13 protein-coding genes, 2 pseudogenes and 1 other annotated feature are annotated in these 14,023 nt (G+C 37.0%); of the genes and pseudogenes, 9 read left to right on the top strand and 6 right to left on the bottom strand.

Features of this window, described 5'->3' with window-relative positions:
- Positions 1-174: 174 nt before the first annotated feature.
- The gene (locus RCJ95_RS23445) at positions 175-525 is read right to left on the bottom strand and encodes a winged helix-turn-helix transcriptional regulator (RefSeq protein ID WP_008174966.1); all 351 of its coding nucleotides are present in this window, start codon (positions 523-525) and stop codon (positions 175-177) included.
- A 142-nt stretch (positions 526-667) separates the two neighbouring features.
- Between RCJ95_RS23445 and RCJ95_RS23450 the strand changes: the two genes are divergently transcribed.
- Positions 668-1,696, top strand: a complete 1,029-nt coding sequence (locus RCJ95_RS23450) for a zinc-binding alcohol dehydrogenase family protein (protein ID WP_439778278.1) — start codon at positions 668-670, stop codon at positions 1,694-1,696.
- Positions 1,697-1,884: 188 nt separating this feature from the next.
- The gene (locus RCJ95_RS23455) at positions 1,885-2,163 is read left to right on the top strand and encodes a DUF1450 domain-containing protein (RefSeq protein ID WP_221680239.1); all 279 of its coding nucleotides are present in this window, start codon (positions 1,885-1,887) and stop codon (positions 2,161-2,163) included.
- A gap of 51 nt (positions 2,164-2,214) precedes the next feature.
- On the opposite strand, the gene namA is transcribed toward RCJ95_RS23455, so the two are convergent.
- Positions 2,215-3,225, bottom strand: a complete 1,011-nt coding sequence (gene namA / locus RCJ95_RS23460; protein WP_446722825.1) for an NADPH dehydrogenase NamA — start codon at positions 3,223-3,225, stop codon at positions 2,215-2,217.
- A 48-nt stretch (positions 3,226-3,273) separates the two neighbouring features.
- On the bottom strand, positions 3,274-4,077 hold the full coding sequence (gene proC, locus RCJ95_RS23465; RefSeq protein WP_369578978.1) for a pyrroline-5-carboxylate reductase: 804 nt from the start codon (positions 4,075-4,077) through the stop codon (positions 3,274-3,276).
- A 46-nt stretch (positions 4,078-4,123) separates the two neighbouring features.
- Positions 4,124-4,338: a binding site (T-box leader), on the bottom strand.
- Positions 4,339-4,424: 86 nt separating this feature from the next.
- Here proC and RCJ95_RS23470 point away from each other — a divergent pair.
- The 3 genes and pseudogenes from RCJ95_RS23470 to RCJ95_RS23480 form a co-directional block, all read left to right on the top strand.
- Positions 4,425-5,414, top strand: a complete 990-nt coding sequence (locus RCJ95_RS23470) for an MBL fold metallo-hydrolase (protein ID WP_274769457.1) — start codon at positions 4,425-4,427, stop codon at positions 5,412-5,414.
- Between the two features lie 8 nt (positions 5,415-5,422).
- Complete coding sequence (locus RCJ95_RS23475; protein WP_274769456.1) at positions 5,423-6,178, top strand: SDR family NAD(P)-dependent oxidoreductase; 756 nt, start codon at positions 5,423-5,425, stop codon at positions 6,176-6,178.
- Positions 6,179-6,287: 109 nt separating this feature from the next.
- A pseudogene (locus RCJ95_RS23480) lies at positions 6,288-6,587 on the top strand (MerR family transcriptional regulator); the annotation flags it as partial.
- A gap of 621 nt (positions 6,588-7,208) precedes the next feature.
- Here the strand turns inward: RCJ95_RS23480 and RCJ95_RS23485 are convergent.
- From RCJ95_RS23485 to RCJ95_RS23495, 3 genes are all read right to left on the bottom strand, one after another.
- The gene (locus RCJ95_RS23485) at positions 7,209-7,601 is read right to left on the bottom strand and encodes a hypothetical protein (RefSeq protein WP_257522455.1); all 393 of its coding nucleotides are present in this window, start codon (positions 7,599-7,601) and stop codon (positions 7,209-7,211) included.
- A 133-nt stretch (positions 7,602-7,734) separates the two neighbouring features.
- Complete coding sequence (locus RCJ95_RS23490; RefSeq protein ID WP_312129116.1) at positions 7,735-8,469, bottom strand: hypothetical protein; 735 nt, start codon at positions 8,467-8,469, stop codon at positions 7,735-7,737.
- Positions 8,470-8,471: 2 nt separating this feature from the next.
- Complete coding sequence (locus RCJ95_RS23495; protein ID WP_221680246.1) at positions 8,472-9,044, bottom strand: hypothetical protein; 573 nt, start codon at positions 9,042-9,044, stop codon at positions 8,472-8,474.
- A gap of 186 nt (positions 9,045-9,230) precedes the next feature.
- On the opposite strand from RCJ95_RS23495, the pseudogene RCJ95_RS23500 reads away from it, so the two are divergent.
- The 4 genes and pseudogenes from RCJ95_RS23500 to RCJ95_RS23515 form a co-directional block, all read left to right on the top strand.
- Positions 9,231-9,935, top strand: a pseudogene (locus RCJ95_RS23500) (CPBP family intramembrane glutamic endopeptidase); the annotation flags it as partial.
- Positions 9,936-10,233: 298 nt separating this feature from the next.
- On the top strand, positions 10,234-11,427 hold the full coding sequence (locus RCJ95_RS23505) for an argininosuccinate synthase (RefSeq protein WP_004231366.1): 1,194 nt from the start codon (positions 10,234-10,236) through the stop codon (positions 11,425-11,427).
- An 81-nt stretch (positions 11,428-11,508) separates the two neighbouring features.
- The gene (gene argH, locus RCJ95_RS23510; RefSeq protein WP_320939233.1) at positions 11,509-12,888 is read left to right on the top strand and encodes an argininosuccinate lyase; all 1,380 of its coding nucleotides are present in this window, start codon (positions 11,509-11,511) and stop codon (positions 12,886-12,888) included.
- Between the two features lie 202 nt (positions 12,889-13,090).
- The gene (locus RCJ95_RS23515) at positions 13,091-13,468 is read left to right on the top strand and encodes a carboxymuconolactone decarboxylase family protein (RefSeq protein ID WP_221680248.1); all 378 of its coding nucleotides are present in this window, start codon (positions 13,091-13,093) and stop codon (positions 13,466-13,468) included.
- Positions 13,469-14,023: the final 555 nt, after the last annotated feature.

The following is a 14,023-nucleotide window of genomic DNA, read 5'->3' on the forward strand; positions in this document are numbered from 1 at the left end:
TCTTCGAACAATTGAAGGATATATAGTTTCAACTCGAGTGAATGTTTGCTTCGCCCCATAAAAAATACTCCCCTTAGATAAACAGATTTTATTTTTTCATCTGTCTACCTAATAGGGAGCATATCACATAAGAGACCTGGTTGTTTTTAATATTTATTTTACTCAAAGAAAATATTATTTTTTTAAATTATACTGCTCTCCCCAATCTCTCATAAGTTTTATGATTGGTTCAAGTGTTCGACCGAATTCAGTTAGTGAATATTCTACTTTGGGTGGTACTTCTTTAAAGATTTCTCTATGGATTATTCCATCCTTCTCTAATTCACGGAGTTGTAACGTTAACATTCTTTGAGTAATATCGGGCATTAAACGTCTAAATTCATTGAAACGCTTCGTTCCTGACATAAGATGATATAAAATAACACCTTTCCATTTACCACCAATTACTGCAAGTGTTGCTTCAACGGGACACCCATAGGCATCAGGACAAGCTGAATAAGGGTTAATTTGATTGCTATCTGTCATTAAAATTCCTCCAGATTATTTATTTAGTATAAAAATTGATACTATACAACAAAAATGTGCGTACTTACATAAAATATATCATCATATTATTATAGCTGACATAAGGAAATAAAATATAAAGGTAAAAGGAGCAATTTTAATTATGGAAAAAATGAAAGCTGTAGGTTTACATCACTACTTACCTGTTGATCATCCAGAGAGTTTAGTAGATTTACAAATTGTAAAGCCAAGTGTCAAAGATAGGGATTTATTAATTAAGGTAAAGGCCGTTTCAGTAAATCCTGTAGATTATAAAGTAAGATCACCCAAAGAAAAGTTTGAGGACATTCCTAAGATTTTAGGGTGGGATGTGGCAGGCATTGTTGAAGAGGTTGGTCCATTATGTACATTGTTTAAACCAGGTGATGAGGTATATTATGCAGGCGATATAACACGTCAAGGTTGTAATAGTGAATTTCACCTTGTTGATGAAAGAATTGTTGGTCATAAGCCGAAATCTTTAAACTTTGCAGAAGCTGCTGCATTGCCATTGACTTCAATCACTGCGTATGAGTCCATATTTGATAGAATGAAAGTTAGTAGTTTTTCAAACGAAAATAACAATAAAACAATATTAATTATTGGTGCAGCCGGGGGAGTAGGTTCTGTCGCAATCCAACTAGCTAAGTGGGCTGGGCTAACGGTTATCGGTACAGCTTCTAGGCAAGAATCACGCGATTGGGCAACTGACCTAGGTGCAGACTATATAATAAATCACTATGAGGAATTTATTCCACAGCTTAAAAAAATCGGTTTTGAAGCAGTAGATTATATTTTATGTTTGAATTCGACACAAGCATATTGGACCAAAATGGCAGAGGCTATCGCTCCACAAGGAACAATTTGTTCTATAGTAGAAACAGACGAGCCTATTAATTTGACATTACTTAAAAATAAAAGCGCTACATTTGTGTGGGAGTTTATGTTTACACGATCTATGTATCAGACTGAAGATTTGATTGAACAACATAAATTATTAAATAGAATAGCTATTTTAGTTGATAGCAATATTATAAAAACTACAATTTCTAAAATCTTATTTCCAATTAATGCAGAAAATATGAGAAAGGCACACTCAATTCTTGAAAGCGGAAAAACCATTGGGAAAATAGTACTTGAAGGTATTGAATGATAAGTTTGTGACTGCCTTTTTTTCAGGGCAGTCATTTTCGTTTAATGGCTGTACATTAATTTTATAAGAAAAACTTATGTTAAAGATTAATAATATTTTATGAAAGTTATTTTGCTTAACCCTACAGTTTTCATGAAGTTTTTGGAATTGTGGTATGATTATTTTTAGAGAGTAGGAGGTCAATAAACATGGTATTTTCTCTTTTTAAAAAAAAGAAGGAACCACAGCAGCTAAAAAATAGAGTGGAGTTTTGTATCACTAATTTATCACTTGGTGCGGCAGATGCGTACGATGTATTAGTAGAGCGGGATGATATTGAGATAGAGGAATCTGGTTGTACATCCCATTGTGAAATCTGTGAGCAAGGTATTTTTGCAATAGTAAATGGAGAAGTCGTGACAGCAGATGACGTGGAGACATTGGTACAGGCTATTGATGAAGAATTAAAACAAAATCCATTATTCTAATGAAAAAAAACAGCTTGCTGGATCACAAGCTGTTTTTTGATGGAAATGAATTTACCAACCACGAACGTATTGTACAGGAGGTTGCACGTCTTCTCTTAGCTCTTTTGCTGCATGTAGTGCCCAGTAAGGATCTCGTAATAAAACACGCGCTAAGAATATTAAATCTGCACGCTTATTTTGGAGTATCTCTTCGGCTTGAATGGCTGTTGTAATAAGACCAACAGCACCAGTAGGAATATCGGCCCCATGCTTAATTGCTTCTGCATGTGGTACCTGATAGCCTGGAAAGACATTGATGGCTGCTGGTACAACGCCCCCTGTTGATACATCAACTAAATCAACACCTTGAGATTTCATCCAGCGGCTAAAAACAATAAAGTCATCCATTGTTGTACCATCTTCCGCATAATCTTCCGCAGAGACACGTACCAATAAAGGTCCGTTCCATACACTGCGAACAGCATCGATGACTTGACGTAGAATGCGATATCGATTTTCCTGTGAGCCCCCATATTGGTCTTGACGTTTATTCGTAGCAGGTGATAAAAACTCGCTAATTAAATAGCCATGTGCGCCATGAATTTCTAGTACATCAAAGCCAGCCTTTGCGGCACGCACAGCTGCTTGTTTAAATGCCTCGATGACATAGTGAATGTCCTCTTCTGTCATTTCTGTTGGCGTTTTATAGTCTGAGCTAAAGGCAATAGCTGATGGAGCAAAAATTTCGCCATCTACTGTTGCTTTGCGACCAGCATGTGCAAGCTGGATGCCTGTTTTAGTGCCGTACGCTTTCATCCCTTCAACTAATTGACTTAATCCTTCAATATGTGCATCATCCCAAATCCCTAAATCCTTATTTGAGATACGACCTTCTGGCACAACACCAGTAGCTTCTAAAATGATTAAGCCTACTTGACCAGCAGCACGTGTTGCATAATGGACGAAATGAAAGGGTGTTACCATGCCATCGTCTTGTGCTGAGTACATGCACATAGGGGCCATCACAACACGGTTTTTTAAGGTGATAGATTGCAATGTATAGGGTTCGAATAATTTACTCAAAATAAAGCCTCCTAATTCCTAGTGATACACTCTATTTTGCACATAATGCTACCCATTTGCAAGTGAGCGAGATCGTGCCTCCGCTTCTTTAATGCAGGCTTCGATCGCTTCATTAAATTGATATTGCTCTAATGCCTGTATACCTGCCTCCGTCGTGCCCCCTGGACTCGTCACCTTTTTGCGTAAGACATCTGGTTCATCTAATGACTGCTTGAGCATCTCAGCTGTCCCCGCAAGTGTTTGAGTCATCAGTAAGCGCACTGTATCTTTCGATAAGCCTACCTTCGTCCCTACTCGTTCAAAAGCTTCCATTAAATAATAGATATAGGCAGGGCCACTACCTGAAAGGGCTGTTACAGCATGTAACTGATCCTCATCGACTTCAATAACGGAGCCAACAGCCTCTAATAACTGGAGGAAAAGGAGACGCTGGTCTGCAGACACCTCGTTATTGAATGCAATGCCACTTGCTGACATACCGATTGTAGCGGAAGTATTCGGCATCACCCTTGCTACTGGGCGACTCCCTAAAAATTCTGTAATCGTATCAATTGCAATGCCTGCTAAAATAGATAGTACAGCAGTGCTCGCTGTAAGTTTAGGCTTTAAATCACACATTGCAGCAATAGCATCTTTCGGCTTCATCGCTAAGATAATCAGATCTGCCTGTTGAAAAATCGCATGATCAAACATACAATGGACACCATATGTTTCATGTAAGAAATGTAAGCGTTCCTTGTCAGAGCGATTGGTGACATAAATTTCCTGTGGTGTGAACACCTTTTGTTTAATCCAGCCTTGCATCAATGCTTCCGCCATTGAGCCTGCACCGATAAATAAAATTTTTTTCATGAACAAAACCTCCAGTTCAAAATAAAAAAGCGCTCTCGTCCTTATCTAGAAGGACGAAAACGCTCTCGTTTCCGCGGTACCACCTTTGTTTGCCAATTGTTGGCACAACTCTTAGCCCTCTTATCGCAAGGGAAACGGTTATGTTTGCATAACTGCTCAGAAGTAGGTTCGGTAATGGGAGTGGGTGATGTTACTCTCAGCAAATGTAACACTCTCTAACACCTTCACCAGTTACGTACTCGTCTTCTTCAACGCACATAAATAATTAGATTATTCAAAATTATAGTGAGGAATAGGCAACCTGTCAACAGGAGGATGACGAAAACAGAAAAAACTTGTAAAATAGAATGAATCAGTATTCACAAGTGCGTGAAAAGGGGGAGACAACTTTGTCTATATACAAAATAGAAATACCAACACCCTATGCAGTAGGAGATGTCAATGCATTTATTGTAAAAGGCGATGCACTTAGCATTTTTGATGTTGGACCAAAAACAATGGAAGCCTATGATGCTTTAAAATGGGGGATTCGAGCAGCAGGCTTTGACATGCAAGATATTGAACAGGTTGTGTTAACCCATCATCATCCAGATCATGCGGGATGGGTCGATGCTTTTCCACATGCAGAAATTTTAGGGCATGCCTATAATGACAAATGGCTTCGTCATGATGAAGACTTTTTACGCTATCATGAACAATTTTACAGTGAACGTTTATTGGAGCATGGGGTACCACAAGAATATATTGCAAAAAGTGTCCATGTTCGTCGTGAATTGGAGCTTGTAGGGGAACGGCCATTAACGCAAATTTTGGCAGATGGAGATGAAGTGCCTGGGCATCCAGGATTAAAGGCAATCGAAACATTAGGTCACGCACAAAGTCATTTCATTTTTTGGGATGAAAAAACTCATCATGTGATTGGGGGAGATTTATTGCTTGAAAAAATAACGCCCAATCCATTAATAGAGCCACCATTGGATCGTACCGTAGGACGTACAAAATCTTTATTACAATATAATGCATCCCTTGAAATTCTGCGTCAATTACCTGTCAAAATGATGCATACAGGGCATGGAGCAGAGCTAGAGGATATTCCTTCGTTGATTGATAAACGATTAGAGCGACAGCACCAACAATCACTGAAGGTTTTTGAATTATTAGGCGATGATCAATTAACAGTTGTCCAAGTAACAAAGCGCTTGTATCCGGCTATCTTCCAGCATCAGCTTGGTTTAACTTTATCTAAAACACTTGGTCATTTAGATTATCTAGAGTCCAATGAGTATATTACGTCAACGAAGACAGGAGCAGGTATCTATTTATTTCAAAGGAAGTAGGTTTATACATGAAACATTCTAACAAAACGATCTTTGTGACAGGAGCTACAAGTGGGGTTGGCTTAAAAATAACTGAATTACTAGTAGCTCAAGGGCATACCGTTTATGCCACAGGTCGCAATGCTGTTGCACTAAAGGTGCTAGAGCGTTTAGGTGCTCAAGTGATCCAAGCGGATTTAACCAATCTACATACACTTGATGATGTTTGTGCGCAGCTACCACCGATTGATGTAGCGATTCTTTCAGCAGGTGTAGGGAAGTTTGCTGTAGCCCCTGCTTTACAGGATGAGGATATTGCGCAAATGATCGAATTAAATGTTAGTGTACCGATTTATCTTGCCAAACGATTAGCCTCTAAGATGATAGAGCGCAAACAGGGCCATTTAATATTCATTGGTTCTCAGGCTGGGAAGGTGGCCACACCAAAAGCGAGTGTCTATGCTGCGACGAAACATGCTATTGTCGGTTTTACTAATGGGTTGCGTATGGAATTGGCTCCGTACAATGTAAAAGTGACAGCCATCCATCCTGGTCCCATTGATACACCATTTTTAGATAAAGCCAATGATACAAGTGGCTACCGAGAATCCTTAGGGCGCTTTTTATTGTCAGCGGAGGAAGTAGCTCAAGAGACAGTGAAAACGATTGATCGTCCTGTTCGTGAAATTAATCTACCTAGAATTATGGGATTATCAAGTAAATTGTATGCATTAGCCCCTGCAACCATTGAATGGTTAGGCAAATCATTTTTCCATAAGAAATAACAATATTTGAAACTGTAAACATGCTTCACGTGCATGTCTACGGTTTTTTCATATTTACATATATTTATAGCTATAGTAGTAAAGAGGAAGAGTTGAAAAGGAGACTTAGATGTATACAATTGGTCAAGTTGCAAAATTTTTAGGAGTTTCTAGAGATACCTTAAAATTTTATGAAGAAAAGGGATTAGTAAAGCCCCAGCAAAATAGTGAAAATGGGTATAGAACATACAATCATTTTGATATATACGATATCACAACAATCAATTTTTATAGAGAAATTGATTTTGAAATCAAAAAGATTCAGGAATTGAGAAAAGGCAAGAGTATAGAGGGCATCCAATCATTGTTAGGAGAAAAGGAACAAGAAGTATTAGAGGAGATAGCTTATAAAAAGCTCCAGCTTGTAAAAGAGGGTGGGAAAAACATCAAAAGGCCACGAATGTTGTGAAATTAACGTTTCGTGGCTGAATATTAGCTATATAGCTTTATATGTAGGAAACGCAAACACTTGATACATCTATATTTACGCGAATATGGCTTACCATTCAGTGTACATGAAATCGTGTATATTTCGTGACATTGTAACTCCGTATTTTTCTAGCACTACCCCAATTAGATTATGTACTTGTCCCACCAGATGAAGTGCCACGACCTCAAGATCCTCTACATCGTCTATCATTGCTCCTGCGCTCGATCTACTTGAGGGAGCTGGTTGAATTACACATAGAATTATTTTTACACCAAAACGTTCAGGCTGTCCTAATGTCCCATAATAAGATCTCCTTTTTAACTCCAGAGACATTGCATAAATATTTGATCCTCTATGTGTTTCTTTACAATCAAAAGGATATAGATTTTAATAAAGTGCTAAGTATGCCACTATATTAATAAACTTCGAAGTCCCAGCATATTACCCACATGTTCGATTTTTTGCTATTTCGACGTAAATGTAGTTTGAAATAAAGAATGTTTATACATACTGCAGTCAGTAACACAGCTAAAACACTGTGAACTCATTTCATGAACTATTTTATTCCTTATTCATATACAAATTATTTATTACTTCATTAATATCTTTAACTAAATTTTCATTAATACTATAGGTTGTATGTGTATCACTGGCATCCATTATTACACCAGAATCATTATTAATCCAAAGATAAAATGTTTTCTTACCTAGTTTAACTTTATAGTTAGGACTAGCCATATCTTTGATACCTTGGTTTTTACTTGCACTATTAAAAGCAGTTGAAAAAAGTTCTATATCTTCTAATTCTGTAATTTTCTTCATGGAATCCTTTTTAATTTCAGAAAAATCTACAGATTCATAAATTTTAATAGTTTCATTTTTATTGCTTGAACATCCACTAATTAACGATATTGATAGTATAGTAATAAAATATAAGATTAAATATTTCTTCATTTTACGCCTCCTATGGATGAAAACAAATAAACAACAAAATTTATTCGAAATATGATTTTATTAAGTGAAAACAAGGTCATCATTATACTGATGACCTTGTTTTTAAATTTTAAAGAAGAAATTAATTAATTAATTAATTAATTAATTTTGTATTACTAATTGATAAATTAAGTCCATCGATATCTATATAATATAAGTTACTCTTTTCATCAAAATAATAATTTATAGGTATGTCGATATAATTATTTGTTAATTTATTTACCTTTGGTATTGCCTGGATTTTAGCTTCTGGAATATCAAATTTAACTTCAGCTTTTTCTGTTATTTCAAAACCTTCAATTGTTAGAATGCTTTTAACAGCAACATCAAGGAATTCATTTTCGGAAAAATTATCTAAATTTATCTTTCCGTTATTTCTACTAATTATACTTAATTCATTTAAGCCATTATTTTTTGATAAATATACGATATATTTTTCTCCTTTTTGTAAAGCAGTATATTCCTCTACATGAAGATATTCATTTTGTGCAGTAATAGCTGCTGACTCATTAAATTTAATATTTGAACCTAAATCTAAATCATTTTTATAGTACTCAAGTACTTCAACTTCTCTTGTTGCATAATGATACATAATTGAAGGAGAGTTTTCTTCATAAACTACTGTACTATTACTCTCAGATAATTCATCTTTCACTTGAACTAATGCAATTACATCAGCAATATCAACTATTTCATTGTATTCAAAAACCTCATGGCTACCTTGTAATGGAATATCTATTGGTTTATTACTAGAATTTATATAATTAAATCCCACTATAAAGAACACAGAAAAGAATAAAATTATACTTAGAGTTTTTAATTTTTTCATTCTTATTTACCCCATTTCTGCTGTAAACTAAGTCTATCATATAGTTGTATAGAATAATCCGTTTTAACACCTTGTACCATAATAGAAAGTGTTGATTCTCCCGGCGGGTGAGCCATACTCAAAGCATGTCCCATTTCATGTGTAGCTGTAGCAGTTCGCTTAGTATCTGTATCTAAAAGAGTAGTTTTATATTGATAAACCATTGCTTTTACCCAAGTATCAGATAAAGTTGCAGAAGTTGCAGATGTACCAGTCCATGTCTTGTAGGGATACATAACCCCTAAATCCCCAGATAACGGTGCGTTAATAGAATTAAAATGTGTTACTACTTGTGCAGTAGAGCCATATTGATTTGACCCGCTAGAATATGTATAAGAAGCTTTCGAGGAAGCTCCGTTCCACTGGCTAGCTGCAGTAGTTGCTATTGAAGATGAGCCAGAGCCAACACCCCAAGTTAAGTGCCCCGATACAAATCCGCCACTCCATTCCGCTGCTTGCGTGTGGCTTGATAGATTTAATACACTAAAAGCCACTAAAAGAAAAAATAAAATACTAATATTTTTTAATTTTGACATAAAATACCTCCCGTTCCTTTTTTTAATATTAAAACTATGATTTCTTTATGGCAACCATATATAAGTTATCTTTAATTTACTCACTACTTCGATTATTGTGTTTCTAGCGTACTGAAAGTATTGCATTGAAAATATTTCCTGTTTTATGAAAACTACTTTTGTGTTCTGATATTGTATTGATTTTTATCTATCCCAAGATTAGGCTATCCGACTTGGCTATTTGATATCGTACGCTGTCTATCGGCTTGGTCATCCACCTTTGCCTTTGCGCTACTTTTTCCAAGAATCTATCCTGAGCAACGTTTTATACACTTTGTCAAACAAAAATTCAAAAACAAATTGTCACTTTCAGTAATTGTTTTAATCGTGATGATACAAACAGCTATCTTTCTCATGATTTTGTTTCATATCATGAATAATTATGAAGAAACCTCTATTTTTACGCTGTCTTCATGGGGCATGCTCAGTTTTTATTTTGTTAAAACGCTTTTGTCAGGACCATTAGGCGAGGAGTTAGGATGGAGGGGTTTTGCACTGCTGGAGCTTCAAAAGAAGTATTCGCCATTAATAGCTTCTATTATCATAGGCTTTTGGTGGGGAATGTGGCATTTACCGATATGGCTTACAACAGGGTTTATGGGAATAGATTTGGTCAAATATAGCTTCTTCTTTATGCTATCGATTATAGCTACGACCATCATCATGACAGTATTTTATACGATCAATCAGAATTTAATGATTCCTATTATTATTCATCAGCTCTTTAATTTTTTTATCGGTTCCATCAACGGAAACCTAATTGATTTAATCATGTATAATGCCATTTTATATTCGGCGGTGGCCGTTCTACTTATTTTGATTAATCCTAAAAAAGTATTGTATAGGATATAATCTGCCAAGAACTAGAAAGAATCCAGTTTTTATAATGGATTCTTTTTTTCGTCCGTTGCTAAATTTATATAGTATACATTTATATAGATAGTAAAAAAACGTTTTTTCGAGTGAATTGCCATGGATTTCTTGTCAACCTTATACAAGGAACGACTTACTTTTGACAATAAGAATAAAAGTCTATGAATTTATAAAAATACACTTGTATTTATTTTTATAACATGATACTATTCGTGTATAAACTTTTAAATGAATGTATAAACATACATATCGATAGAGCAATGGAGGCGCATTTTTAATGGCAAATAAAAAAGTAGTATTAGCTTATTCAGGTGGACTTGATACTTCGGTAGCAATTCCATGGTTAAAAGAACAAGGTTGGGACGTAATTGCAGTATGTCTTGACGTTGGCGAAGGAAAAGATCTTGAATTCGTAAAAAATAAAGCGCTTCAAGTAGGAGCGATTGAATCTTATATGGTGGATGCGAAAGACGAATTTGCTGAAGGGTATGCACTAATTTCTTTACAAGCACATACTTGGTATGAGCAAAAGTATCCATTAGTATCAGCGCTTTCCCGCCCACTTATCTCGAAAAAACTAGTAGAGATTGCGAATCAAGTAGGCGCAGATGCTGTTGCGCACGGTTGCACAGGTAAAGGGAATGACCAAGTTCGTTTTGAAGTATCGATAAAAGCATTAAATCCAGACTTAGAGGTATTAGCACCAGTACGTGAGTGGGGCTGGAGCCGTGATGAGGAAATCGAATATGCAATGAAGCATAATGTACCGATTCCTGCAACATTGGATTCACCATTCTCAATCGACCAAAACCTATGGGGCCGTGCGAATGAAGCTGGCATCATGGAAGACCCATGGGTGTCGCCACCAGAGGAAGCTTACGGCTTAACTGTTTCTGTTGAAAATGCACCGAATGAAGCAGAGTATGTGGAAATCGAGTTTGTAGCTGGTAAACCAGTAGCATTAAACGGAAAAGAAATGAAGCTTGCTGATTTAATTCAAGAATTAAATGCAGTAGCAGGTGCTCATGGAGTAGGACGTATCGATCACGTTGAAAATCGTTTAGTTGGTATAAAATCTCGTGAGGTTTATGAAATTCCAGGTGCAAAAGTGCTGTTAACAGCGCATAAAGAGCTTGAGGACTTAACGCTTGTAAAAGAATTAGCACACTTCAAGCCAGTAATCGAGAAAAAACTATCCGAATTAATTTACGACGGTCTATGGTTCTCACCATTACGTGATGCTCTTGAAGCATTCCTTGCCCAAACACAACAATATGTGAATGGTACAGTACGTGTGAAACTATTTAAAGGGCATGCGATTGTAGAAGGACGTAAATCACCAAATTCATTATACAGTGAAAAGCTAGCAACATACTCGAAGGAAGATCAATTCAATCACGCTTCCGCTGTAGGCTTTATCGAGTTATGGGGTCTACCAACTGTAGTGAACTCATCTGTGAATAAAAAGTAATGTTGAACAAGCAAGGTGTGGTGAGGCATTTGTGCTTATACTACACCTTTTGATAAGTAATCGAGGAAAAGGTGAGCTGACATGACAAAACTTTGGGGTGGACGTTTCCAAAAATCAGCAGAAGCATGGGTAGACGAATTTGGCGCATCCATTGGCTTTGACCAGCAACTTGTGCTAGAGGACCTTGAAGGTAGTGTTGCACATGTCACAATGCTTGGTGCCACAGGAATTTTACCAGCAGCTGATGTAGAGGCCATACTAGGTGGTCTTGCCCAATTAAAAGATAAGGCAATTGCGGGTGAGCTTGAATTTAGCGTTGCCAATGAAGATATACACTTAAATTTAGAAAAAAAGTTAATTGATTTAATAGGTCCTGTCGGTGGCAAACTACATACAGGACGTAGCCGAAATGACCAAGTAGCAACGGATATGCATCTTTTCTTGAAAAAGCGTGTGCAGGAAGCAATTGATTTAATTGTGACGTTCCAACAAACGCTTCTAGACAAAGCACAAGAGCATATTGAAACGATTGCACCAGGTTATACGCATCTACAACGTGCACAGCCAATATCCTTTGCACACCATTTAATGGCTTATTTTTGGATGCTAGAGCGTGATAAACAACGTTTTACAGAATCCATAAAACGTATTGATATTTTACCTTTAGGTGCTGGGGCAATGGCAGGGACAACTTTCCCGATTGACCGTTTAAAATCAGCAGAGCTATTAGGTTTTAGCGAGGTTTATGCAAACTCCATGGATGCGGTAAGTGATCGTGATTTTATCGTGGAATTTTTAAGTCATTCCTCCTTACTTATGGCACATTTATCACGCTTTGCTGAGGAAATTATTATCTGGTCTACAGATGAATTTAAATTTATCGAACTGGATGATGCCTTCTCAACAGGTTCTTCGATTATGCCACAAAAGAAAAACCCAGATATGGCAGAGCTTATTCGTGGTAAAACAGGGCGTGTTTATGGGAATCTAATGGGCCTATTAACGGTGTTAAAGGGCACACCATTAACGTATAACAAAGATATGCAGGAGGACAAAGAGGGTATGTTCGACACTGTTCATACGATTCTTGGTTCACTTAAAATCTTTGAAGGTATGATTCGTACAATGACTGTCAACACGGAACGCTTACATCAGGCTGTTCACGCTGATTTTTCAAATGCAACGGAGCTAGCAGATTACCTTGCTACAAAGGGGATGCCATTCCGTGAGGCACATGAGGTGACTGGTAAGCTTGTCTTTACATGTATTCAAAAGGGTATTTATTTATTAGACTTGCCATTGGAAGAAATGCAGCAAGAAAGTACGTTAATTGAAGCGGATATTTATGATGTACTAGCGCCAGAAGCTGCTGTTCGCCGCCGCCATTCCTTAGGTGGTACTGGCTTTGAACAAGTAAAAATCCAAATTGAAAAAGCGAAAGCCTGTCTTGTAGCCATTTAATTTTTGCGTGCATGTCCTTGTGACTTTTTGCATAGATATTCATTAAAGCTGTCCTGTGAGGCACTATGAAAACCTTTATCCTTTTTCACTGAGCCAGAGGGTGACGTGAAGAAGAGAACCTTACATATGTGAAGGACAATCCCCAATTCTGGAGACGCGGAATTGGGGTTTTTGTATAAGTAAATGTAGGAGGGATGAAGAAATGAATGAACGTTTTACAAAGGGGCTCGAAACAATTAAACAATATGTGACAGAGGAAGAAGCAGCACGGATGATTAAATCTGATGCATTAGCCGATATCGCACCCGATTTACGCAAAATGATTATTGAATTTGCTTACGGTGATGTCTATGCACGGCCTGGGCTGGATGCAAAGAGTCGAGCACTCGTCGTGATAACAGCGGTAGTTACACAAGGTGCTGCACCACAAACCAAAACGCATATTCAGCGTGGATTACATGCAGGCTTGACACAGACAGAAGTGGTCGAGGCACTTTTACAATTAGCACCCTACATCGGTTTTCCAAGAGTGCAAAATGCTTTAACGATAGCCCAACAAGTCTTTGCAGAAAAAAGCTAAAGCATGTATAAAAAATAGAAGAAGGCTCATAATAAGAGAGGAACCACTTATTAATCTAATCTGATGGGGAGGATGCAGAATGAGTAGTAATAGTCAAACACCCAAAGACCAAGAATCTCAGGAAAGTCCGCCACAACTGTTGAAGGTTGAAGCTTCATAAATCTTAAGCCTAAAGGTGAAACAGACTATTCTGTTTTGCTATAGATTAAGAAGAAGTGTAAACTATACCAGTTAAAAATCAAATAGAAGCAATAAGTGTCCATGGATCCAGAATTATTCTGGGTCCTTTTTGTTTCTTATGGGGTCTAAAGTGCTCAAGATATCCGCTCTAAATGAAGTTCAAAGCGCTCCTAAGGAAGGAGAACCCGCTCTAAATGGAGTTAAAGCGCTCCTAAGGAAGGGGGATCCGCTCTAAATGGAGTTCAAAGGGCTGTTAGTATAAAAAATGGACACGAACTTAAGAGAGACTTATGATGAAGGAACAAAAAGGACGTGTCGAAAATGGAAAAGCAAACAAGAAAAAGATTATCGCAAGAAACCAAAGATTATATTGTG

Source organism: Lysinibacillus sp. BSL11 (assembly GCF_052928325.1).